This window comes from Vibrio sp. B1FIG11, from assembly GCF_905175335.1.
GTDB lineage: Bacteria > Pseudomonadota > Gammaproteobacteria > Enterobacterales > Vibrionaceae > Vibrio > Vibrio campbellii.
The window spans coordinates 2,079,121-2,102,973 of sequence record NZ_HG992752.1; the positions used below are offsets into that span (position 1 = coordinate 2,079,121).

Here is a 23,853-nt window from a genome sequence, read left to right on the forward strand (position 1 = left end):
ATCTTATGGCAGATTCAAAGTTACTCAATATTGCCGATCAATTCCGTGGGCTACCAATGGAGGACCTTATTGGCGCTCCCCTAACCGCAGCCTGTAATGCTCAAGAAATGTTAGCCAATACCACCATCAACTTTATTGAGCGTGTTTGCTTCAAAGACCTCAATGCAGGAAACATCCCTAAAGATGGTTCGCTTCATACTCCTAATTATGAGATCCGAACCGTCCCTTTCTCGTTTAAACAACAAGAAGGGAAAGATCAGAAAAGTTATAAAGTCGAGGTGCCATTGATGTCTATCATCAACATCCCATCGCTTCAGGTGACGGACGTCGATATTAACTTCTCTATGGAAGTGAAGTCGTCATTTTCTGAATCAAGTAAGGAAGAAATGGAAGCAAAGGCCGAAGTTGAAACTGAGCTCAATGCGGGTATGTTTAAGATGAAGGCCAAAATGAGCGGTTCTATCTCGTCAAGTAAAGAAAGCTCACGTAAAAGCGATAACTCTGCAAAGTATGACGTCAATGTTGTTGCCAAACAGTTACCTCCTCCCGAAGGTCTGTCACGGGTGTTAGATATGCTCGATCAATGCATCATGCCTGTTCCAGCAGAAGCCGCATAACTTACCAATCCCCTAACCACTTTGGCACAACACTGTTGTGCCTTTATTTGGAGATAACCATGTTAAAACAATCAAATCCTCCGTCATCTTATGACATCACAGATATTAGCCACGTTGAGCGGTTAGTTATCGGTTCCACCGAGCCAGACCGCATACCGACAGAGCAAGAAACACAAAACAGGATGAAAACGCTCAACCAATACTTGCAGACTTCCCCACGCGGCAGAGTGATAGGGACAGAGCGCAGCTTTTCATTAGTGAGAATTGGAGAGCATCAAGTTGTTTTAGAAGCCGTTGCTTACCATATTGGGTTTAAAAGAAAGCCATCTTGGTTAACCTCAAACAACAAAGAAAAAACAGCTAAGCCAGAAGTAGACTTGTGTGCAGTAGAAAAGATTATTGCAAAGAATCAATAAATAACAGGAGCCATCGCTTGGCTCCATTTCCCATAACATCGGACATAAAAAAGCCTGGTAGACTTGATTAAGAACTACCAGGAAGGTTGGCTGAACGAGAACTGATGATTAGGGCCGGCTAGCCTAGTCTTTTGACGACTGAGAATGGTTGGCTGAATTAAACTGTGCCATATTGTCATCAAGGGCCTGAGCTAACTCTGCATGCATTTTCTCTAATTGATGTGCCAATTGACTGAAATTCTGGTTAAGTTGAAATTGCCAGCGTTCGAAATCAAACTGATGATTATCGACCAATTCTGTTGGCCTAGGCGTATAACGCCCCAATTCTTCAGAATGCTTACTTGTTGAACGGCTCTCAATAGGCTTGTCACTCATAATATCTTCCTTATAAACCTGCCACATTGAACCAAGCAACACCGACAACGGCGATCAATAAACACATCACGCTAATTATTGCCCACCAGGTTTTGTTGAAACGCAGTGTCCCATGGTGGGGTTGCCTCGACTCTGTTTCTTCCTTCTGAGGTGGGCTATCATCAACTTGTTGCTCGATAGCTCTGTAGCGTGTTGGAAGATCAGTGATTGCCTCTGATTTGGCTTGAGCTTGCAATATACGTGCGCAAGCATTAGTTACCGAACTTGAAGAAGCCATTTGCGCATTTTGCTGCGATATAATAGCGTTCTGCATCCCACGCGATAGTGTATCTGCAAATATGGTATCGACCATATCAAGTGAATAGTTGCCATCTTGCACTCGCTCTACTGCTGAGTGAGCGCTAGTTTTGTCATCCATAGTCATACTCTCAAGTCAGTTTTCTTTGCGTGCCTGATTCACATTTGAATAAAGCTCGATAAAGTTATCTTTAGATGCTTTTGCTTGCTCATTAATTTTATCTAGAGCTTGAAGATAAGAGGCGTCACCAGATTCAATGAAATTTGCTAACGCCACGCCACTCGCAGTGGTCAATAACGTATTCATATCTCTGAATGAGTTCGCTGCATCTTGTACTGCAAGAGCACCCGACTGCGCTAATGATTTATCAGTAATATGAAAGGTCTGTTTTGTTTCGCTGTTTGACATAGTTAGCTCTCCGAAGGAAAACAATGGTAGGGGGCGTCCCCCCTACGAACTGGGTTAACGTCGAGTGTCACCACGATCAATAATTTGACCAGAAACGGTACCCGTAACTGCATTACCAGTGTTCATCAATGCGTTGATACCTTGCACAGTAGCGGCCTGCCACATAACGTTTGCTTGCTGCTGACCCGTCGTCAGGTTTTGAGCCGCAACGCTAAGCGCTTGGCTTGTCGTTAACATTAAGTTACCCATCGCTGTTGCGGGGACATCTCCAAGCACTTTTGTGTTCACTTGAGTCACTGAGTCTGTGATTGCTTCATTTACATAATTTGGCATTGCTATTTCCTTTTAGTCTTTGAAATAAAACGTTTTTGATGAGTTAGCCGCGATCAATGATGTTGCCAGTAACCGTGCCAGTCACCGCATTGCCCGTATTCATCAAAGCGTTAAGTCCCTGAACCGTTGCAGCTTGATGCATCACATTTGCTTGCTGTTGACCTGTTGCTGCGTTTTGACCAGCAATGCTCAAACTTTGGCTAGTGGTTAGCATCAAATTACCCATTGATGATGCCGGCGTATCACCGAGGACTTTGGTGTTTACTTGTGTAACTGAATCAGTGATAGAACTGTCGACTGAATTTGGCATAGTTGTCTCCTTTTTTGAGGTAGTGGACGGTGTGCCTCACCGTGGTGAAAAGCTATAAAATGTGACCAACGACTGCACTTTGAACAGCGTTACCTGTACTCATAACCCCAGCATTCGCTTGAACAGTAGAAGTTTGTCGAGTCATGTTTCCCGCTTGCTGATTTCCAACAGCATTCATAAATGAAAGGCAAAGTGCTGTATTCGCAGCATTGATTAGGTTAGCGCCAGCATTGGCTGAAGACATACCGACGGTCAGCAGTGTTGCCTCAGCGACTGATTGTGATACGGGATCTGTCATAGTGATTTCCTTCTCGTGTTGGCGCTCTTTGAGTGAATGGCTGCGCTCTGTCTTGATGGATTCAGTATGCTTGACTGACCTAAGAGAAACTCAGGCAAAACCGCTAACTAATCAGAGAGATATAGGAATGTGTCGCGACTGGGCGGTATTTTTTAACCAAAACAAAAACGACCCTTAGAAAGGGCCGTCGGTGAGATAGTTAAGCAATTAACCTAGTGTGTCGTTGCCGCTGTGATTGGCGATACTGTCTTGGCGTACAACCAACAAACCTTTTGAACATTTTTTCGAAATGACTAAGGTCACCAAACCCTGACTGCAGGCAAACATCGGTTATTTTGCTTAGAGGTTGCGAGTTGATCATATCTTTGGCAAAACGAACTCTGAGCTCAACCAAAATGCTTTTGAACGAACGATTTAAATGCTCACGGAAAAGAAATGAAAGATGGGAAGCACTGGTGTAGGCCGCATTCGATACGTCTTTCAAAGACATCTCATCTAAAAAGTGTTGGCTGATGTAATTTAACGATTTATACAGTGCTGGGTGGATATGTTCAAAAGTGGTAAGGCGCTGTTGCAAAAGTAATTCAATCAGATCTGAGTTAGACTCTTCGGATTGGGTTACCCCTAAAGCCCTTACTTCTTGAGCCCCCACATAACTTGGATGTGAAGAGATCAAAACCATCATGATTTTTTGTAACTGTGATACGTTTTGCGGCCATGGATACTCGCAAAGTAACGTCATTGCCTCTTTATTGATCTGAGGTGAGTTAGCACCGCTAAATTGCTTTAAAAAATGCTCGATATAAAGAGGAATGTCATCTCTCCTTTCTCGTAACGAAGGCATATTCACTTCTAAGTGCGGCATATTACTGCCTAGAATTTTGGAAAGAAACTGCTGGCTACTAGTCAAAGAAGTGGTACAAGAAACGATCAATTGGATTTTATTTTCAGCAAGTCGTTGGTAAAACTCATGATTAGAAAACAGTAACGTTAAATAGTCTTTGTGCTTATCACTAAGTTTATCGACTTCAGATAGAAATAGCGTGCCTCCCTCCGCATCTCCGATACTCTGATTCAAGTAGTGCTTAAATTCTCCAACACACCTTATTTGCGAAGGAACGTAAATAAATCGTCCTTGGGTAAAACTCCGGCAACGATGAATATGGTAAGCCACCGTGCGTTTTTCAGTACCAATCTCGCCGCTAATAAAGACAGGAATGCTCACTTGAGAAGCGTATTGTATTTGCCGTTTGATCTTGGCAATGCCTTTGCCATGACCCAATAGAGGAAAAGCCGTGTGCGGCAATTGTTCTTGGTTTATCGCACACTGCTCGCGGTTAGATGTCCTTTCCAAGGCGGAATTGGAAGTCATTTGATTCATAGAACTATCCTTATTTCTAGCTGTTTATGACGTTGCGTCATTATGCTATTCGGGACAATTTCATATGAATCGGAGTGAATGATTTTTTTTTTCGGCTTAAATCCCTAGGATTCATGCAGTTAGAGGTTTGAATACCTAGAATGAGAAGCAAGTCACTAACAAAGGAATCAAGAAAACAGGCTCGATTAATGTAAACTGTTCATACCACTCGGGATAAATAGGCGTTCAGATAACTGCGCTGACAAATTTAGTGAAGGATTGGCTCTAATTGCCCAAAGCTTTTGTACTATATAAAAACTGGCGAATCGAAACTAAGTAATTAGGGTCTGTTGACCTTTCGAGCTGATTTTTGCAGCGAAAGGTCAACAGACCCTAAAAAGTCGATGAATCAGCCAAAACTAAGGAACATATAGGTGAGGAAATGGAAAGCCCACTTGTCACACTCAAACACGCCAGCAAAAGCTTTGTCGATGGCAAAGAGACACATCGCGTGTTGGAAGGCGTCGACTTTACGTTGAATACAGGAGCGAGTGTTGCGCTGACGGGCGCAAGTGGTAGTGGCAAAAGTACCTTACTCAATATCATCGCTGGCTTTGAGCCGCTTTCCGAAGGTGAGTTGTGGTTAGATGGCGATAACACAGCGGCTTGGAAAGACCCACAATGGAGCCGATTTCGACACCAAAAACTCGGCGTTATCTTCCAGCAATTCAATCTATTAACGCCGCTTAACGTGCAGCAAAACATCGCCTTCCCTCTGCATTTGAATCAACAGAAATGGGATAACTGGTGCGATTACCTAGTCGAAACGCTGGGCATCAGCCAACTTCTCGATAGACATGTTTCTGCTCTTTCCGGTGGTCAACAACAACGCGTCGCTATTGCCCGTGCACTTGCCCACAAACCCAAACTTCTGCTTGCCGATGAGCCCACAGGCAACCTTGACCAAAAAGCGGGCTTAGAAGTGATGAAACTACTGAGTGAAATCACCACTCAAGGCAATACGGCAGTGCTCTTGGTGACACATAGCCCTGAGTGTGCCGAGTTTATGCAAACCCCGTTACGCTTAAAAGATGGACGTTTGAAGGACGGGCGCTTGAAAGATGGGCGTTTGGAAAACGGACTGACGCAAAATCAGCGCGATGTAAATGAGCAACATCATGAAGCAAGCTAAGCTCCTAAACACCAGATTCACGCATACTCGACTCGCCCTGAATCTGTTTGCAGCGCACTATCGGCAGGCGCCGCTGCAAGCCGCTGCGATTCTGATCGGTATCGTGTTGGCTGTAACCTTATTTGTTGCGGTGCAAGCCATCAACCTCAATGCCAAGCGCAGTTATGCTGAGTCTACCGAGCAGCTTAGCGCACAAGCTCAGAACTTAATTATTCCACCAGCAGGGCAAAACTATCTGCCCGAATCACTCTACTTCACCCTTAGACAGAACGGACTCAGTGCAGCACTACCGGTAATCGAAGGACGAGTGAGAGACGAACAAGGGCGTCGTTGGTCAGTGCAAGGTAGCGAATTAATTGCTGCCATCTCTTCTCGTTCACGCTATTCATCAGATAGTGAGGATAACGTGTCTTTGTTCGACAGTGCTTTGCCTCTACCTGAGCTTTTAGCCGGCAAGCCAATCGTGATGATGAGCCAATCTCAACATCAAAACTTAGGAGAGGTAGAAACCCTAACTCTGGACGACATCTCAACCCAAGTGGTGGTACTACCTGACGACTGGCAGTTAGGCAGCCGAATGCTGATGGACATTGGCTTTGCCCAGCAACTGCTCAATAAACAAGGACAGCTCAGTTACATTGCGGTTTTCCATTCGGGCGATAAAGGGAATAAAGACACGCAAGCAAAATGGCAGAACCTGATTGGCGAGCAAGGGCAATGGATTTCCAATAATCAAAGTGCAGACCTTGGCTCACTGACCGACAGCTTTCACCTCAATCTCACCGCAATGAGCTTACTCGCCTTTTTAGTCGGGCTGTTCATCACTTACAACGGCGTAAAGTACAGCTTGCTGAAACGCAATCGGCTGTTAGTGCAGATTCAACAGGCGGGTGTTGCGCCGAGCATTGTGTTCTCTGCGCTGTTAGTTGAACTCACTATTCTCGTTACCATCGGCGCTTCCCTCGGTTTTGTATTGGGCATGCAGCTCAGCCATTGGTTGCATCCGACCGTAGCACTGACTTTAGAGCAACTTTATGGTGCGACACTGCTGCCCGGCACTTGGCAGTGGCAATGGTGGGCTCAAGCGCTGCTGCTCACGTTAGCCGCCACCTTATTAGCATGTTGGCAGCACTTTAAACAACGAGTGCGCCAGCCGCTCTCCTCTCATGGCGGATTTTATCAAGCACCTGAAGCCTCTAACGAAAACCACTTGTTCGTGATAGGTGCTGTGTTGACGGCTCTCGCACTTGCAGGGTTATGGCTGAGTGAGCATCACCGATTTACCATGGCGTGGCTCGGCGTGCTTGTGGTGTCGATTCCTTTATATCTTCCTAAAACACTCAGCGTACTAGCAAACTGGAGTGAAAAGCGCACCACTTCCGGTTTAATGCAATATCTGTTTGCTGAGCTGCGCGAGCTGATTTCTCCGCTTTCTCTCGCCATGATGGCGTTGCTACTCGCCGTTACTGCCAATATGGGGATGAACACCTTAGTGGGCAGCTTTGAATCCACCCTAAAACAGTGGTTAGAACAAAGGCTACACGCCGATATTTACGTCAGCCCCGCCCAAGGAGAAATCGCAGATGTGGAGCGCGCGTTAGGGCAGTTCGACAAGGTTGAGACCGTCTACAAGCAATACTACGTCGACGATAATCTGCAAGGCTTACCAATTTTGCTTGGTACCAAAGACAAAGACACCTTAGAGCAAACCATGGTGTTCAAATCGCATTTGGATAACTTCTGGCCACGCTTTTACCAAGGTGAGCTAGTTGCCATCAGTGAACCAACCGCGGTCAAACTGGGTTTATCACTGGGTAGCGACCTCACGCTTGATGCCGTTCCAAGTAAGAACCTGCTTGTGGGTGCGATATTCCATGATTACGGCTCACCCAACGGTGAAGTGTTATTGGCGCCCAAATTATGGCAAGAGAGCGGATTTACCGACTTGCCGACAAGCCTTGGCATTAAAGCATCTGGTGACCCACAAATCGTCTACGACCAACTACGCGAGCAATTGAATCTGCATCCAAGTCAGCTCTACGATCAGGCGCAAATCAAATCCATCGCGTTGGATATATTCTCACAGACCTTCGCCATTACGCGCGCGCTCAACGGCGTAACTTTGATGGTCGCCGTGATTGGCTTGTTCAGTGCTTGTTTTATGTTACTCGACGCGCGCAAAGCCGCCATTGCAAGGCTGTACGCTCTTGGCGTCAGCCGTCGTAAATTAATGACCATGGTGGTCGGACAGATCGTCGCTCTGGTGAGTTTTACTCTGGTTATCGCCCTTCCCCTCGGTGCCATGGTGGGATATGTGTTGACAGATATCGTCACCTTGCGTGCTTTTGGTTGGAGCTTAAATTATCTGTGGAATTGGAATGATGCCCTTAGCATTGCGGCGATCACCATCTTGGTGGCAGTGATTGCAACCTTGATTCCGCTATGGCGATTGGTCAGTAAGCCTGTCGTGTCCAGTTTGCAAAGCGAGGTGTTGTGATGATTCGATTGGCAAGCAAACTGACTCTGCTCATAAGCAGCTTGATCCTATTTGGATGTGAAGATGCCCAACAAAAAAATATGAGCACACAAAATATGGGCACTTTGCTGGGCAGTGGAGATATGCAAAGCGAGATCAACCCATTCACACCCGTGGAAAAAGGGGTTGAACTCACCTTCCCTGCAGACCATCAAGCGCACCCGAATTTTCGTCATGAATGGTGGTATTTAACCGCCAACTTAATCGATGAAGACGGCAACCCACTTGGCGTTCAATGGACACAATTTCGCTTTGCCGCTGCGCCGCCGTCACCACCACCGCCAAGGGGCGAAGATGACGTGAAGAAAACCGAATGGCAAGCTCAGCAAATCTACATGGCGCACAGCGCGGTAACCACAACCGACAAACACTATGCAGATGAAAAATGGTCACGCGACCAAGCCTCTCTAGCCGGCGTCGATGACTCTCCATTTCGGGTTTATCTGGATGATTGGCAGTGGACCTCTTCAACCACCGATCTCTTCCCTGCAACATTGAAGGCGAACTCGGAACAGTTTGGCTATTCGCTGACGCTTACCAGCAGCGCACCTTATCAAAAACAAGGCGAACAAGGTTACAGCACCAAAAGTGCCGATGGTCAGGTGGCTTCGTATTACTACAGCCAACCGTTTATTGATGTCTCCGGTGAAGTTACGATCGACGGCAAAACCCATCAAGTATCCGGCAAAGGTTGGATAGACCGAGAGTGGAGCTCGCAGTTCTTGCTCGATTCACAACAGGGCTGGGACTGGTTTGCTCTAAGGTTGAGTGACGAAACCAGCTTGGTGGTGTTCCAATTGCGAGATTCCAAAACCGGTCAAGCCAGTTACTCCAGCGCAAGGCTGATGCAGCAAGATGGTTCTGGCATCGCCATTTCTCAAAAAGACATTCGCTTAAAAGCAACCAAGCAAACAGAAATCCAAGGGCGAAAGTATCCAACCCAGTGGCAAGTGTCGATTCCAAATCAGCAAATTGAGCTTACGGTTTCTGCACTCAACCCGAACGCGAAAATGCCGCTTTCGGTGCCTTATTGGGAAGGTCCAGTGCGTATTGATGGCTCTCATTCTGGGACTGGTTATATGGAACTTACTGGCTATTAGTCAAAATAAAAGCCGTGCACGATATAAGTCATCCGATTAATAATAAAGCCATTATCTCCACGAACGGTTGAAACTTCATGAGCAACATCACTCTGCCTATTCCAAAATTACAGCTCATTTTAGGAGAGCCGTTCAGAGCGCTCGAGTTTTCAGGCATCCAAGAAGCGCCGTTTATCGAGCCGCATCGTCACGAGTACTGGGAAATCGTGTGGTGTTTGGATAATAGCGGAACGCAGAGTATCGATTTCATCGAATACCAAAACCGCCTCGGCCGTTTATTTACCATTTCACCGGGGCAGGTTCACCATTCTGAGTTTATGGGCAAAAGCGTTCGCATGTTGATCTTCAGCCCCGGCTTCGCTGAAACTAATCCACGCAGCACGCAACTGGTGAATACCGTATTTTCTACGATTGATCGTCCACCGTACCTTGATTGCAACGAAGAGGGTTTTCCCTACCTAGAATCAATTTACACATTGCTCCAAGAAGAATGCGAACGAGAGGCGTGCGACTGGGATCTTGTAGAATCACTCCTCAACAGCTTTCTACGCTATGCATTGCGCTTTTCTAAAAAGCCATTCCAAAAAGGGGAGCAGAAAGATGCTCGCATTGTTCAATTGATCGAATTGATTGAACTGCATTATCGCGAACAAAAGAAATGCCAGTTTTACTCCGATGCATTAGCCCTCACCAGCAAACGTCTAAACGAGTTAGTGAAAGCCGCCAGAGGCAAGACGGTCACGCAACTGATTCATGACCGAATCATATTAGAAGCCAACCGAGAACTGGTGTTTTCGACGAAAACCGTCAAGACCATAGCGTTTGAATTAGGCTTTGATGACCCTGCTTATTTCAGCCGCTTCTATCGAAAGCAAAAGGGCGAAACGCCTGCAGAGTTTCGTCACCGATGTTTAGATAGTGCAATATAATGGGCGGATAATCCCTTTTCGCCACGCTTGAATGTACTGATAATACCCGAACATAAATCCACCACATTCGGGTATTTTTCTATTCCATGGCTATCAATCTAAAAACTGATCCCATTTCAAAATCCTTTTATCAGTATCTATGGCCAGCGCTGACTGGCATGTTAATAAAATCCTTGTTCATAATGGGCGATACACTCATCGTCGGGATGGGCATCGGCTCCGAGGGAGTCGGGGCAATGGCATTAATTGTTGCGCCATTCTCCATTTTTACCGCCATTGCAATGATGGTTGGAATTGGTGGCGCCGCTAAAATGTCGATAGAAATTGGCAAAGGAAAATCCAGAGCCAGCCAAATCTGGTTTAGTCAATCAATCTTGCTCACAGCGCTGCTTTCGAGCATAACGGTTGGAGTTGGCATAGTCTGGCTAGATGAAATCATTGCATCAATTGGAGCCACAGGCTCTATAGCGAAACATGCTCACGATTATATGTCTGCAATGCTACCTTTTTTCGTCGTCTACTCACTCGCTTGGGTTTTATCCTGCTTTGTACGCAACGATACAAACCCTAAACTGGCCACTTATGCCATGTCTTTTGGTGCGATAGCTAACCTAGCATGCGATTATTTTTTCATCATAAAAATGGACATGGGAATGGCAGGGGCAGCCTATGGAACGGCAGTAGCACAAACACTAATTGCATTAATTTTGATCACTCATCTCGCCAGAGAGAAAGGCACGTTGAGGCTTAATTTAAAAGGCATCGGATTAAGTAAAGCGAAAGAAATTTTAAGTATAGGTACACCGACTTTCTTTCTTGAACTCACATCAGCAATGACCATTATTTTGTTCAATTATGTCCTACTAAACCAGTTCGGTGAGGGCTACATTATCGCCTACGGTTTGACCACAAACGTTGGTATATTTGCCCTATTTGTCATGGTAGGCATCGCACAAGCATGTCAGCCAATCCTCAGCTTTAATCACGGAGCAGGACGACCTGAACGCATTGACGAGATTCTAAAACTGGGGGGGGAAAGCAGCCATGGGCAGCGGTACGGTCTTTCTGTTAGGTATCTGGCTGTCGGCGCCACTGATTGCCTCGATTTACTTAGGTAATGCGAATGACTTAATCCCAATCGCCGCGAGCGCACTGACGTTCTACTTCTTCAGCGTCCCTTTGATGGGGTTAAACATGGTGATTGCCAACCTGTTCCAAGCCATTGCCAAGCCAAAACAAGCGACGCTTATTTCCTTATGTCGAGGGTTTGTGTTTGTTGCGCTGGGTGTATTGCTACTGCCTAAGTTCTTTCCGCAAGACGGCATTTGGGCAAGCATTGTCTTTGCAGAATCGCTCACCGCGGTGATCAGTTTGAGCATGTTGCTAAACTACAAACGTAAAGCCCTTTTACCCACCTATTCTTGATATCAAATAAATCGGGCCTACAGACTTGCTGTAGGCCCGAATGCATTGAGTAAAGCACTTATTTAGTTACGTTCATCGAAAACAAAGTTGCCCACGACACTAAAGTGATCCGAGAGGTGCCACTCTCCCCACGTGTCTTCAGTGACTCGCTGTCTCAACTTAACGGTGTTGGTGTTTTCAAAAGCCCTGCGATGCTCCGAGCTTACCAATACATAATCAAGGTACTCAGACTTTTCGCCACCAGAATAATTAGCCGATGCGTAAGCGTTGATCTTCGGCTCAAAGGTTGCTGGCGTGTAGCCCAAGTAAGCCGGAGGATCGACCTCAAGCGTTGCCAGCATCAGCAGGTACTCCATAAAGTCACTGTTTTTATCGATGTTGAAATCGCCAGCATAAATAACCGCCTCGTCAGCAGGAATCTGCTTGGTCAGCATAAAGGTTCGCAATAAGCCAAGTTGCAAGCGACGTAGCCGTTTTGCCTCTCGGGTATCAAAAGAGGCAAGGTGGGTGTTGAAGATATGGTATATCTCGCCGTTCTTATCGATTTTGGTGTATACAATCCCCTTATCCGCATAACAGTCTGTCCCTGAGCAATGATCAAAAACCAGAGCATCCGATTCTAAAATTGGGTATCGGCTCAAGGTCACCACACCACCATCGTACATTGCATTGCTATCGCCCCCAACCACGTCAGTTCGGTAAGGATACTCATCACTCAAAGCGTCAAACATCGGCTCTCTGTAGCTCGAAAATGCCTCTTGCAGCGCTAGCACATCGTAGCCAGACAGATTGTGCTCCATCATGGCTGCGCGGGCAGCGATGTCTGAAGAAACAGAAGGGATCATCCACAGATTATAAGTCGCGACTTGTAAGACATGCTCTCGATACTCCATGTCTGCAATGTCATGCTCGGCTATCACAAACTCAACGTCATCGAAACCAGAGGTATAAACGGCCTTTGCTCCAAACTCCGCATGACGACCATCGCCACGATTCACTGCCGTTACGTACGGGTCATAGTCACCTTTCAGTACAAGCCTCTTATATCCGTAAGATAGCGTCGTGCCTGCACCATGCCCAACCAAACGAAGCTGTGCTATAGGAGTCTCTCTCTCTTCTACCCAGCCACCGTCTTGCCCATTTTGGCGATCTACATGCATGTAGTAGTCATAGGTCGCACCATTTACGATGCCGTAGTAACGGTTAAAGTCCGCCACCTTTACGCGTTCATATGGCAGGATAATGACTTGCTCGGAGGGCGCACGATACTGGTAACCATTTTCGACAGGCTCCGTGGTATCTACGACGAAATTCACACGTATTGCTTCACTAGTGCGGTTTATGTAATAAACAGAAGTAGCCAGTGCTTGGAACGTCATTGCCCACAACAAAGTGGCAATAGTCAATGTTCTCATCATTAATATTCCTTATTAGTTGTTACACATAGACTTACGAGTTCAAACTAAACCCAATATGCAACCAAGTGCAAAACAAAAGAATTAGAAATGTGCGATGTAATTTAATTGTGAATCAATTGTTATATTTGTGTGATTTTCTTTCAGATTATGACCAGTTAATAACCCAATTAAAGCGATGCTCTCGTAAGTATCAGAAGCACGAAATATTGAGGGCCGCCAAATCCTCTCAATCACTACCATCCATAAACCCGACAGTGATAAACTCAGGTTCTATTTCATTCTGTGATTAAAAGGAAATGCGATGAACCCGATTATTGCGCTGCTAAAAGAGAACAACATCAGCGATGAGCAAATCAACGAGATTTTTCAGACTCTGACGCAAAACCCTCTAGCGGCAATGGCAACAATCAGCCAACTAGGTTTGCCACAAGACAAGCTACAAATGCTGATGGCGCAAGTAATGCAAAACCCTGCGCTTATCAAAGAAGCCGTGGACGAGTTGGGATTGGATTTCTCAAAGGTTGAAGAAGCAAAAGAGAAGCTTCAAAGTCAAAACCAAGGCAACTAAGTCTTAGCCATTTAGCGCTGAATATAGAAAAGGCCGTTAACCCGAGCATTTGGGTTAACGGCCTTTTTTGTTAGGATGATCCCCAATCACACGTTTACTCATTCAAACATCACCCAAACGCTGTTTATCTTTTAATCCAGACACTTAGAACACAAATTAATACATCGTCATTTTCGTGATCCTACTTCGCGTTTTGACCATACGTATTTAATCACTCGGTTGAGTTGGGATTCATTTCACAGATTATTCATGAACCGGACCTAGACTGGCCCCATCCATCGACTTTGTTCGAACTATAAAAACGCGAAACACTAGGTAATACAGCACCTCTAGGATACCCCATGAAGAAGAACTTACTTGCCATTGCTCTTGGTAGCGTGATTACGCTGACGGCTGCCCCATACTCTATCGCGGCTAACGATGCTGCTGTCCAATCTTCCGCCGACTACTCACAGATCGTCACTAAACGTCAGGTTGTCGACCAACTTCTCAACGACGCCGTACAGGCATTCAAATCCCCTGCGCGTATCTCGCATGCGGGTTTTACCGCCAAAATGCCGAGCAACATGGAGATTGTTACCGACCGCTTACTAGAGGCCTACAAACTTGAGCCGTACCGCACTGACCTGCTGATTTCTGCGGCAAATGCGCAGATCTACAACAAGAATGCAGACCGCGCGATTGAACTGTTCGAACAAGCCCTTTCGGTCGCACCAGACGATGTGGATTTGCACGCTTACTTAGCGGTATGGCAACGCTTTGAGGGCAACCAAGCGGAATCAGCGAAACACATGGCGACGCTCATGAAGCTCAATGCAGGTAAAGCGGCAGATATCCAACGCCTCTTCGACACCGTAGACCGCGTACTTGCAACGCCACTAAAAGAGAAAGCCGATAAAGGCAAACTGGATGACAAAGGCGCTATAGTCACGTTGGGATACGCGCTGAACCCAGATGGTTCAATGCATCAAATCTTGGTTGAGCGTCTGGAAACCACGCTAGCAATGGCGAAAGCAAACCCAGACGCGTTGATCGTATTGACGGGTGGTGTACCGAAGAACCACAAAACCGAAGGCAAATTAATGGCAGATTGGCTGATTGAAAAAGGCATCAGCAAAGATCGCATCATTGAAGAAAACTATGCCACCAGCACGGTAGGTAACGCCCTATTCAGCAGCTACGCATTGGCACGTCACAACATCAAGCACGCGACCATCATCAGCTCAGCGAGCCACGTGCGCCGTGGTCAAACGCTATTTGAAATCGCAAGCTGGCAAACTGGTCCACAAGGCATCACTTTCGACACCGTAAGTTACCCAGACAAACCGCTTAAAGACTTAGCCAAAGCCAGCGATGGCGAACTACTTGGTATTTATCGCGATGCACTGCGTACTTACGGCATGTGGAGCTACCGCTCTTACCCACTAGAGTCGCGTTAAGTATTCTCACTTCATACCAATCAAAAAAAGCCTGCGTACTTGCAGGCTTTTTTGTCTTTGTTCCGTGGTAAGACCCGCTTAAATCGCTTCGCCGTTTACCGTTACTGCTACATCAATGTTGCCACGAACTGCGTTTGAGTATGGGCAAACTTGGTGCGCAATGCGCGTTAGCTCTAGCGCTTGTTCTTGTGGCATATCTAGCTCTACCGCTAGGCTCACTGTTAGAGCGAAGCCGCCGTTGTCGTTCGGACCGATACCTACTTCCGCTGTTACGGGTGCGCTTTTCAGGTCTACTTTACCTTCACGTGCTACGTGCAGAATCGCGTTAGAAAAACATGCCGAATAGCCCGCTGCGAACAGCTGTTCTGGGTTAGTTGCTGCGCCTGTGCCGCCCATTTCCTTCGGGTATGACAGCTCTAGATCGAGAAGACCGTCATCTGTTTTTACTTGACCATTACGACCAGCCAAAGCGGTAGCTTGAGTTTTGTATAGAGTAGTCATGCGAGTGTCCTTCTTAATTTAAGTTGTGCGCAATTCAATTGTTTGCAATCTTATATCGAAGTAAAGATCGTTTGCAACTATATTGTGCACAATTTATTTTATGACTCTCTTTCTCTGTGAGCAGGTAGGCAACGCCAATGAGCCAGTGTTACACCGACAACACCATGACCGACGACGATAAACTCTTACTCGAAAACCAAGTTTGCTTCCCGCTCTACAGCGCAGCAAATGCAGTGATCCGAGCTTACCGTCCGTTGCTGGACGAGCTTGATCTGACTTATTCGCAGTACTTAGTGATGATGGTGCTGTGGGAGAAAGACGGTGCCAGTGTGAAAGAACTGGGCTCACAACTGCATTTGGACTCAGGCACACTCACGCCGCTACTTAAACGCTTAGAAGCAAAAGGCTATGTAGAGCGTGGTCGCAGTGAAACCGATGAACGCGTTCGCGTACTCAACCTAACAGAACAAGGTCGTGACCTTAAAGAGCAAGCCAAGTCAGTGCCAAACGCCATGATGTGCAAAATCACCTTAGAGTTGGATGAAATGATCATGCTGAAGAAGCTGTGTGGCAAAGTGCTCGACAATCTGAGCTAAAAAAATAGAAGCATCCGCTTCCCCACTTCCTATTAGAAAGAGCCTGCTGAGATGCAGGCTCTTTCGCTCTTAGCTAGAAGATCTACTCAAAGTAATCATCGGTATTCTCTATTGCTAATCTGCATTCATCTTCAATAAAACCTATCAAAGCAAACTCACCTACATCGGATATGCCTATCAAGTGAAATAGGAAATGGCTATCAATAGGATAGTTACAAGCGATTTTCCTTAAACACACTCCGATGAGAATATACTTTCCGAAAGCAACAACAGCTCAGCTTAAAACATTCAAAGGAAAGTAAATTATGATTAATACTCAAATCAAACCATTTGCAGCTACAGCGTACAAAAACGGCGAATTCGTTGAAGTAACAGAACAAGACGTTCTAGGTAAATGGGCAGTATTCTTCTTCTACCCAGCAGACTTTACGTTTGTATGTCCAACAGAACTGGGCGACCTAGCAGACCACTACGAAGAGCTACAAAAACGTGGCGTAGAAGTTTACTCAGTATCAACTGACACGCACTTCACTCACAAAGCATGGCACGACAGCTCAGACACAATCGGTAAGATTCAGTACTACATGCTTGGCGACCAAACAGGCAACATCACAAACAACTTCGGTGTGATGCGTGAAGGTCAAGGTCTTGCAGACCGTGCAACGTTCCTAATCGACCCAGAAGGTACTATCCAAGCAATGGAAATCACTGCTGAAGGTATCGGTCGTGACGCAGAAGACCTACTACGCAAAGTGAAAGCAGCTCAATACGTAGCAGCGCACCCAGGCGAAGTTTGCCCAGCTAAATGGAAAGAAGGTGAAGAGACACTAGCTCCATCACTAGACCTAGTTGGCAAAATCTAAGCCACTGAAATTTAAGTTCTAATCAGTTCCCGATTTCCTTTTTCTGATTAGAACTGAATTAGAGAGCACTTCAGGTTAGATACCTTGACGACCTTCTGCCTGATTTGCTCTCTCCCCTCAGGTTTTATCTACAGTAACCACTTTTTAGTTTTAATTAAGGTAGTAACAACTATGTTAGACCAAGCGATCCAACAACAACTCAAACAATATCTGGCTAATGTAAAAGAAGAAGTTCGTTTAGTGGTTAGTCTAGATGAAAGCAAAGCATCGAATGACATTTTGTCTCTAGCGAACCAAATCGCAGAGATGAGCGACCTAATCACCGTTGAACGTGACGACAACGCAAGCGCACGTAAACCAGTGATGGCGGTAACTAACCCAGCAAAAGGCACAGCATTACGCTTTGCAGGCTTGCCAATGGGTCACGAATTTACCTCTCTAGTATTGGCATTGCTTCACTCTGGCGGTCACCCAATCAAACTAGAACCAGAAGTGATTGAGCAAATCGCAGCACTAGACAAAGATCTAGACGTAGAAATCTTCATTTCACTGTCGTGTCAAAACTGTCCGGACGTGGTTCAAGCGTTCAACATGATGGCGGCGATCAACCCGAAAGTAAAAGCAACCATGATCGACGGTGGTTTGTTCCAAGATGAAGTGAAACAACGCGACATCATGGCAGTACCAAGTGTATTCGTGAACGGTGAGCTATTCGGTCAAGGCCGTATGTCTCTGACTGAAATCCTAAACAAAGTGGATGACGGCGCGAGCGCGAAAGCGGCGAAAGCACTAAGCGAAAAAGACCCATATGACGTACTTGTTGTCGGCGGTGGTCCTGGTGGTAGCGCAGCTGCGCTATACGCCGCTCGTAAAGGTATTCGTACTGGCGTTGTTGCTAAACGCTTTGGTGGTCAGGTTATGGACACCATGGCAATTGAGAACTTCATTTCGGTAAAACGTACTGAAGGTCCAAAACTGGCAACTGACCTAGCAGAGCACCTAAAAGAATACGATGTAGACGTAGTAACTGAGCAACAAGCTGATAAGCTAATGGGCGCAGCACACACAGAAGATGGTTTGATTCACATCCAGCTTGAAAGCGGCGCAACACTGAAGAGTAAGAGTGTCATCCTTAGCCCTGGTGCACGCTGGCGTGAAATGAACGTTCCGGGTGAGCAAGAGTACCGTAACAAAGGTGTCGCGTACTGCCCACACTGTGACGGTCCACTGTTCAAAGGCAAGAAAACCGCAGTTATCGGTGGTGGCAACTCAGGCATCGAAGCAGCTATCGACCTTGCTGGTATCGTAGAGCACGTAACGGTTCTTGAATTCGCAGACGTACTTCGCGCAGACCAAGTGCTTATCGACAAAGCGAACTCACTACCAAACGTAGACATCATCACGATGGCGCAAACAACAGAAGTAGTGGGCGACGGTACTCGCGTAACAAGCTTGAAGTACAAAGACCGCAACACAGACGAAATCAAAGAGATCGAACTGTCAGGTATCTTTGTTCAAATCGGTCTAGTACCAAACACAGAATGGCTAAAAGATTCAGAAGTAGCCCTATCTGAGCGCGGCGAAATTGAAGTCGGTAGCCGTGGCGATACTAGCCTAGAAGGTGTGTTCGCAGCTGGCGACGCAACAACCGTTCCTTACAAACAGATCATCATTGCGATGGGTGAAGGTGCAAAAGCAAGCTTAGGCGCATTTGACTACCTAATCCGTAAGCAAGGTTAATCTCCAATTTCTTGAGCACAAAGCGCACGGTGCTGTGTTTTCTTCCCTAGAAAGCCAATCGGGGCACCGTGACAGCGATGAGTAACAAGAAATAAAATCAAAAAACCTAGAAGCCCAAAGACTTTGCCAGCAGATATAAACTGCTGGCTTTTTTGGTTTGTGGGGAATAAGTTACATTCAGGTAGATGGAGATAGGTCAGGTTTATCGCTTTTAATACTGTTTGGCAAATCATCCAAAAATCCGGGCAATGTATTATTAAATCCTCTTTTTTCAAAACCAAAACGGTGAAACCAATATATAGCTCTCAGTAAAGTATCTGAGCAAAAATCAATCGCGCAGAAATCTAATCTTTCATCTATTGATCCCCCATGCACGATTCTGGATCGTGCTTTGTATAGGAGCTTAGCCTTACTTTCAACTACATCACTAAGACCATTATGGTTAATGTTTAAGTGAGAAATTCTTCTTATAAATACTTTTGTAACGCTCTCCTCTCGAAAATTAACCAATGCTTCTAGTGAACTAACCAATTTCAGTAGTTGCTGGTACGAGTTGGGCTCTGTTGATGCATCTCCATACCACAGTAACGAGCGCTCTAACCGCTCAACGACTCTTTGATTAGAAAAGTTGGGAATCAAGAGCAACTCTGGTATTTCAAATGCGATGTGTATGGTACTTTCATCAGAAAGATAGCCTTTGTAAAATTCTTTCCAAAACACTTCTGAGTCAAATTGAAAAGACGCAAATCTAATTGATGAGTCATTGCCCATACTTTTATCGTCTATTCCATATCTATAAAAGTCGAATAAGTGACTATTTCTCTCATTTGAAGCAAGTAAAGGAATTGCCCTTCTTGATAAGCGAGTACCTAGAAGCTTTAAAATGTTATAAGTAGCATCCCTAGCCTTTTCAGCTAGCTGCTGTGCCAACTTCTTACTGCATCGCGTTTGCACATGAACTTCAAGGTAATAATTATAGTCAAATACTCTAGTTGCTTTAAATTGCATTAACTGCTTTTCTGTTAAATCAAAGCGATCTACCGGAAAAAGTCTAATACTTGGGCTTATTTCCAGCTCTTCGTTTAGATTGAACATTGTTACCGGAAATTGAAAAACTGAAGCAGAAAAGCTTTTTTTAAAATTAGATAGTCTAGTGATCGTAATTGTTTTTAAAGTTTCAGACTGAACATTAACTTCTTCGCCATTTTGCATAACACTCCGAGCAAATCCATAAAGATCAGAGTTGACGTACTCGTATACTATTGCTTCTATGACTTTGTTCAACTCGTATGGCAAGCAATTAATATTATTAACCTTTTGTACAAGAACAGCTAATTCTCTGACGATAGATAGAGATCTCGCTGTGTGATGCAGCTGATAAAAGCAAGGCTCCTGATTTTGCCATTTTGTTCTCATCTCACGACTTAAATCGCTAGGCGCATCTATACTGGAACTTATTAAACTGTCTTTTTTTACCTTATTAAAATATTCTTTGGGATCATCTACCCATATTTTTTGTGTATGCGCCAGTTCAGTTAATAGTTCTGTAAATAATTTCAGCCCCTTATCAGATAATTGCATTCAGTCCTATCCTTTATTTACATATCATGCACTCTTGTGTGCACCGCACTGTTAGAAATTAACCAATACGTTATACGAATTAATTAAATCAGGTCAATTTATTGTTATAAAATATTGGTCATTCGCATAAAAAACAACGCGATACTGCGGTTTGAGGGAATACGGAGGGAACAAGATACTTAATCCAGAGAGCTCAAAGGGGGGGACTGGTTCCGCAATCACGGATAATTCAATTCACAATACAGCATAACAACGCGCTGAAAGTAGATTCTGAATACTCGCTTAGGCTCCTTCAGAATGACGATTGGAAGGCGCTAAACTCACAGCAGAAAAGAAAACCCTTCCCCTTGATAACCACATCCAAATGCTTGGCAAACCATGTCGAGAAAAGGGGGAGTTGGAGGGTGCAAGCACATAACCCAACCTTAAGCTTCAAACCAACAACCCCACCTAACCTCCCCTTGTATCAAACTCCGAAGCTCTCAACACTCCGAGCTCAAAGGAGAGGGACTGGTTCTGCATTCGCGGATAATTCAATTCACAATGGAACATAGCAACGCGCTGGATATAGATTCTGAATACTCGCTTAGGCTCCTTTAGAATGACGCTGTTCGTTTAGCGCTCTCTTCCCGTCATTCCCGCGAACCTAGGTGAGACTGGGAATCTACTTACCACAAACTCGGTCGAAAATGATTAGTAAGAGCGCGAACAAACAAAAGGTAGAAGAAGGTTGCAAGCACATAACCTAACATTCAGCTTCAAACTACCAAACCCACCTAACCTCCCCTTGTATCAAGCTCCGAAGCTCTCAAAGCAACGAGCTCAAAGGGGAGGGACTGGTTCTGCACTCGCGGATAATTCAATTCACAATGCAACATCACTACGCGCTGAAATTAGATTCTGAATAATCGCTTAGGCTCCTTCAGAATGACGGTGAGAAAGCACTGAACTCACCACAGCAAAGAATTCCCTCCCCCTTGATAACCGCATTCAAATACATAGCAAACCAACTCAAGAAAAGGGGGAGTTGGAGGGGGTTGTAAGCACATAACCCTACATTCAGTTTCAAACCACCAACCCCACCTAACCTCCACTTGTATCAAACTCCGAAGATCTCAATACTCTGAGATCAAAGGGGAGGGACAGGTTCTGCACTCGCGGATAACTCAATTCGCACTGTAAAAATCACAACGCGCTGAAAACAGATTCTGAATACTCGCTTAGGCTCCTTCAGAATGACGCTGTTCGTTTAGCGCTCTCTTCCCGTCATTCCCGCGAACCTAGGTGAGACTGGGAATCTACTCACCACAAACTCGATCGCAAATGATTAACAAGAACAAGCAAAGGGTGAAAGAGGGTTGTAAGCACCTGACCCAACATTCAGCCTCAAACCACCAACCCCACCTAACCTCTCCTTCTATAAAGCTTCAAGAAGCTCAAATAAAAAATTCCAAAAAAGCCCTTTACCTAAACTTAACTTGAGGTTTTAGCATGTTCATCGTTGGCTAGAAAATGACAAAAAGGAGCACACCATGATCCAGCTAGAACACGTAAACTTAGTGGTAAAAGACATCCCTGAAATGCTGAAGTTTTACCAAGTGGCCTTTCCACATTGGTATGTGCGTGATGAGGGGGAAGGCACATGGAGCGGTAAGCACAGAAACTGGCTGCACTTTGGCGATGAATACCAATACATTGCGTTGAGCGACCACGGCGAAGGCAACAATCGCGATTTAGATGCTCATCAAGTTGGGTTGGCGCATTTCGCTTATGTGACCAATAACGTTGACGCTGTGACGAAAAGACTGGTTGAAGCAGGCTACCCAATCGCCCAATCTGGCGCGGATGAGCCATACCGAAAGAACGTCTATTTTGTTGACCCTGCCGGTTTTGAAATCGAGTTTGTAGAATACCTGACCGATGATCCAAAACTGCGTAACTCGACAAGTTAAGTTCTAACCTTTATCTCTCTTTTATCCAGAAAGAGCAGCGTCTTAGATACCCAAAAGCCCCTAACTTTTCAGCTAGGGGCTTTGAACATTTTACCTTGAGCGAGTAATTAGCTAGCGGCTAATTCAGGCTTCGCTGCCTTATTGCTTTTTGACTTCATCCAAACGATGACGGCCGCAAGCACTAAGATTGGTACCAGAGGGTCGATGAGCGTGCCACCTTTACCAAAGACTAGGTTTAGCGCCATGATGATCGATGCACCAATCGCCCACGCCACGGTTGACGATACTGACCAGATTTTAATTTGGTCTGCCAACTCTGTAATACCTAGCGTACGGTTGATGATGTGGAAGTAAGAGTCATTAAGGTGTGAGAAGCCAACCGGGCCAACCGCACACGCCAGTGCCACGAATACTGGATCCAGACCTAATGTCTCGACTAGAGGTAGCGTCATTGTCGCAGCAACCATCATCGATGCTGTAGCCGAACCTTGAATCAATCGAAGCATAGACGCGATAGCCAATGGCACAAGTAGTGGTGGGATACCACTGCTAGCAATAGCTTCTGCCACTTGGGGGCCTGCGCCAGACGCTTTAAGTACCGCGCCCATTGCACCACCACAGCCCGTTACCACTAGGATAAGACCCGTTGTTGATAACGCATCGTCCATCGAGCCAACCATGTCTTTGCGGTCGATGTTACGAGTTAGACCGTACAATGCCATTAGTACGCCAAGGCCTACAGCAACAACTGGGTTACCAAGCAGCGACAATGCCGTATGAAGGAACGTGTCTCCTGAGCCAACAAGTGTGTTGATAAGGATAAGTGCGATTGGAACAAGAATTGGACCAAAAGAAAGGAAGTTACTTGGCAGCTCTTTATCGTCTGTTGCCTTTACTTTTTCTAGGTTTGCCCAATCCGCTTGGTTTGTGATCCAGCCATCGCCGTTTGGTACGCGGTAGTACTCGTTACCCACACGGCGGATGTAAATCATCGATAACAGCATCATAGGTACAGATACCATTAACCCCCACAGCATGTACTCACCTAGGTCGACACCAAGAATACCGGCTACCGCAACAGGGCCCGGTGTTGGCGGCACAAGTGCGTGAGTGATAAGCAGGCCAAGTGCGAGTGTCACACCAAGACCCACGGCAGATTTACCCGTATCTCGTGAAATTGCGCGAACAAGAGAGTGCAAAATGATGTACGCAGAGTCACAAAAAACTGGGATTGCCACCAGCACACCAGTGAAACCAAGCGCCAAGTCTTCACGGCCTTTACCACAGATCTTAACGAAGGTTTTCGCCATACGAACCGCCGCACCAGAGCGTTCAAAACACGCGCCCATGATCACACCGAAGGCAATGATCAAACCGATACCGCCTAGTACGCCGCCGAAGCCCGCTTTAATTGCATCAATGAGTTCTGTCGGCGCCATGCCTGCGAATAGACCCATGATGATGCTCGCAATAACCATTGCCAGTGCGACGGGAATACGTGTTTTTATGATCATTCCCATCATGGCAAGAATACCGATGACAATGCCGATTAATGCTCCATCCATTTTTATGTTCCTTTTGTTTCTGATTCTGTAGGG

At 45.7% G+C, this 23,853-nt stretch carries 23 protein-coding genes and 1 pseudogene; 13 read left to right on the forward strand and 11 right to left on the reverse strand.

Features of this window, described 5'->3' with window-relative positions; translation table 11 throughout:
• Nucleotides 1-5: 5 nt before the first annotated feature.
• Both KHO06_RS25895 and KHO06_RS25900 read left to right on the forward strand, forming a co-directional pair.
• The gene (locus KHO06_RS25895) at nt 6-617 is read left to right on the forward strand and encodes a DUF2589 domain-containing protein (RefSeq protein WP_077262659.1); all 612 of its coding nucleotides are present in this window, start codon (nt 6-8) and stop codon (nt 615-617) included.
• Nucleotides 618-676: 59 nt separating this feature from the next.
• Complete coding sequence (locus KHO06_RS25900; protein WP_077262658.1) at nt 677-1,033, forward strand: hypothetical protein; 357 nt, start codon at nt 677-679, stop codon at nt 1,031-1,033.
• Between the two features lie 123 nt (nt 1,034-1,156).
• On the opposite strand, the gene KHO06_RS25905 is transcribed toward KHO06_RS25900, so the two are convergent.
• The 7 genes from KHO06_RS25905 to KHO06_RS25935 form a co-directional block, all read right to left on the reverse strand.
• Nucleotides 1,157-1,408, reverse strand: coding sequence for a hypothetical protein (locus tag KHO06_RS25905; RefSeq protein ID WP_077262657.1), 252 nt, complete (start codon nt 1,406-1,408; stop codon nt 1,157-1,159).
• 10 nt (nt 1,409-1,418) lie between these two features.
• Nucleotides 1,419-1,826 carry a RebB family R body protein gene (locus KHO06_RS25910; RefSeq protein ID WP_212582896.1) on the reverse strand — a complete coding sequence of 136 codons (408 nt, stop codon included), beginning with the start codon at nt 1,824-1,826 and terminating at the stop codon, nt 1,419-1,421.
• A gap of 15 nt (nt 1,827-1,841) precedes the next feature.
• Complete coding sequence (locus KHO06_RS25915; protein WP_054961731.1) at nt 1,842-2,114, reverse strand: hypothetical protein; 273 nt, start codon at nt 2,112-2,114, stop codon at nt 1,842-1,844.
• 54 nt (nt 2,115-2,168) lie between these two features.
• On the reverse strand, nt 2,169-2,447 hold the full coding sequence (locus KHO06_RS25920; RefSeq protein ID WP_054961730.1) for a RebB family R body protein: 279 nt from the start codon (nt 2,445-2,447) through the stop codon (nt 2,169-2,171).
• Nucleotides 2,448-2,490: 43 nt separating this feature from the next.
• On the reverse strand, nt 2,491-2,757 hold the full coding sequence (locus KHO06_RS25925) for a RebB family R body protein (RefSeq protein WP_054961729.1): 267 nt from the start codon (nt 2,755-2,757) through the stop codon (nt 2,491-2,493).
• A 52-nt stretch (nt 2,758-2,809) separates the two neighbouring features.
• A complete protein-coding gene (locus KHO06_RS25930) occupies nt 2,810-3,055 on the reverse strand; it encodes a RebB family R body protein (protein WP_077262655.1) in 246 nt (81 codons plus the stop codon).
• Between the two features lie 199 nt (nt 3,056-3,254).
• The gene (locus tag KHO06_RS25935) at nt 3,255-4,436 is read right to left on the reverse strand and encodes an AraC family transcriptional regulator (protein WP_077262654.1); all 1,182 of its coding nucleotides are present in this window, start codon (nt 4,434-4,436) and stop codon (nt 3,255-3,257) included.
• A gap of 421 nt (nt 4,437-4,857) precedes the next feature.
• Between KHO06_RS25935 and KHO06_RS25940 the strand changes: the two genes are divergently transcribed.
• The 5 genes and pseudogenes from KHO06_RS25940 (at nt 4,858) to KHO06_RS25960 (ending at nt 11,597) form a co-directional block, all read left to right on the forward strand.
• Nucleotides 4,858-5,607: an ABC transporter ATP-binding protein gene (locus KHO06_RS25940; RefSeq protein WP_212582897.1), complete on the forward strand. Its 750-nt coding sequence runs from the start codon at nt 4,858-4,860 to the stop codon at nt 5,605-5,607.
• Nucleotides 5,594-8,104, forward strand: coding sequence for an ABC transporter permease (locus tag KHO06_RS25945; protein ID WP_212582898.1), 2,511 nt, complete (start codon nt 5,594-5,596; stop codon nt 8,102-8,104). The genes KHO06_RS25940 and KHO06_RS25945 overlap by 14 nt, the downstream gene beginning before the upstream one ends.
• The gene (locus tag KHO06_RS25950; RefSeq protein ID WP_212582899.1) at nt 8,104-9,243 is read left to right on the forward strand and encodes a lipocalin-like domain-containing protein; all 1,140 of its coding nucleotides are present in this window, start codon (nt 8,104-8,106) and stop codon (nt 9,241-9,243) included. Before KHO06_RS25945 ends, KHO06_RS25950 begins: the two co-directional genes overlap by 1 nt.
• A 77-nt stretch (nt 9,244-9,320) precedes the next feature.
• Entirely contained in the window at nt 9,321-10,172 is an 852-nt protein-coding gene (locus KHO06_RS25955; protein WP_212582900.1) for an AraC family transcriptional regulator, read from the forward strand.
• Between the two features lie 86 nt (nt 10,173-10,258).
• A pseudogene (locus KHO06_RS25960) lies at nt 10,259-11,597 on the forward strand (MATE family efflux transporter).
• A 62-nt stretch (nt 11,598-11,659) separates the two neighbouring features.
• Here the strand turns inward: KHO06_RS25960 and KHO06_RS25965 are convergent.
• Nucleotides 11,660-13,015, reverse strand: a complete 1,356-nt coding sequence (locus KHO06_RS25965) for a sphingomyelin phosphodiesterase (RefSeq protein ID WP_038890434.1) — start codon at nt 13,013-13,015, stop codon at nt 11,660-11,662.
• A gap of 301 nt (nt 13,016-13,316) precedes the next feature.
• Here KHO06_RS25965 and KHO06_RS25970 point away from each other — a divergent pair, with 301 nt between their 5' ends.
• The gene (locus tag KHO06_RS25970) at nt 13,317-13,583 is read left to right on the forward strand and encodes a DUF2999 family protein (protein ID WP_004746427.1); all 267 of its coding nucleotides are present in this window, start codon (nt 13,317-13,319) and stop codon (nt 13,581-13,583) included.
• A gap of 341 nt (nt 13,584-13,924) precedes the next feature.
• Entirely contained in the window at nt 13,925-15,022 is a 1,098-nt protein-coding gene (locus tag KHO06_RS25975) for a YdcF family protein (protein ID WP_212582901.1), read from the forward strand.
• A gap of 78 nt (nt 15,023-15,100) precedes the next feature.
• Here the strand turns inward: KHO06_RS25975 and KHO06_RS25980 are convergent, their stop codons facing one another.
• The gene (locus KHO06_RS25980; protein WP_005449644.1) at nt 15,101-15,523 is read right to left on the reverse strand and encodes an organic hydroperoxide resistance protein; all 423 of its coding nucleotides are present in this window, start codon (nt 15,521-15,523) and stop codon (nt 15,101-15,103) included.
• A gap of 137 nt (nt 15,524-15,660) precedes the next feature.
• On the opposite strand from KHO06_RS25980, the gene KHO06_RS25985 reads away from it, so the two are divergent.
• From KHO06_RS25985 to ahpF, 3 genes are all read left to right on the forward strand, one after another.
• Complete coding sequence (locus tag KHO06_RS25985) at nt 15,661-16,119, forward strand: MarR family transcriptional regulator (protein WP_005383518.1); 459 nt, start codon at nt 15,661-15,663, stop codon at nt 16,117-16,119.
• A 305-nt stretch (nt 16,120-16,424) separates the two neighbouring features.
• The gene (ahpC, locus tag KHO06_RS25990) at nt 16,425-16,982 is read left to right on the forward strand and encodes an alkyl hydroperoxide reductase subunit C (protein WP_005374632.1); all 558 of its coding nucleotides are present in this window, start codon (nt 16,425-16,427) and stop codon (nt 16,980-16,982) included.
• Nucleotides 16,983-17,153: 171 nt separating this feature from the next.
• A complete protein-coding gene (gene ahpF / locus KHO06_RS25995; protein ID WP_212582902.1) occupies nt 17,154-18,722 on the forward strand; it encodes an alkyl hydroperoxide reductase subunit F in 1,569 nt (522 codons plus the stop codon).
• A gap of 177 nt (nt 18,723-18,899) precedes the next feature.
• Here the strand turns inward: ahpF and KHO06_RS26000 are convergent, their stop codons facing one another.
• Entirely contained in the window at nt 18,900-20,303 is a 1,404-nt protein-coding gene (locus KHO06_RS26000; RefSeq protein ID WP_162093384.1) for a HEPN domain-containing protein, read from the reverse strand.
• Between the two features lie 1,532 nt (nt 20,304-21,835).
• Here KHO06_RS26000 and KHO06_RS26005 point away from each other — a divergent pair.
• A complete protein-coding gene (locus tag KHO06_RS26005) occupies nt 21,836-22,255 on the forward strand; it encodes a VOC family protein (protein WP_005429074.1) in 420 nt (139 codons plus the stop codon).
• A gap of 107 nt (nt 22,256-22,362) precedes the next feature.
• On the opposite strand, the gene KHO06_RS26010 is transcribed toward KHO06_RS26005, so the two are convergent.
• The gene (locus KHO06_RS26010; protein WP_212582903.1) at nt 22,363-23,820 is read right to left on the reverse strand and encodes a TRAP transporter large permease subunit; all 1,458 of its coding nucleotides are present in this window, start codon (nt 23,818-23,820) and stop codon (nt 22,363-22,365) included.
• Nucleotides 23,821-23,853: the final 33 nt, after the last annotated feature.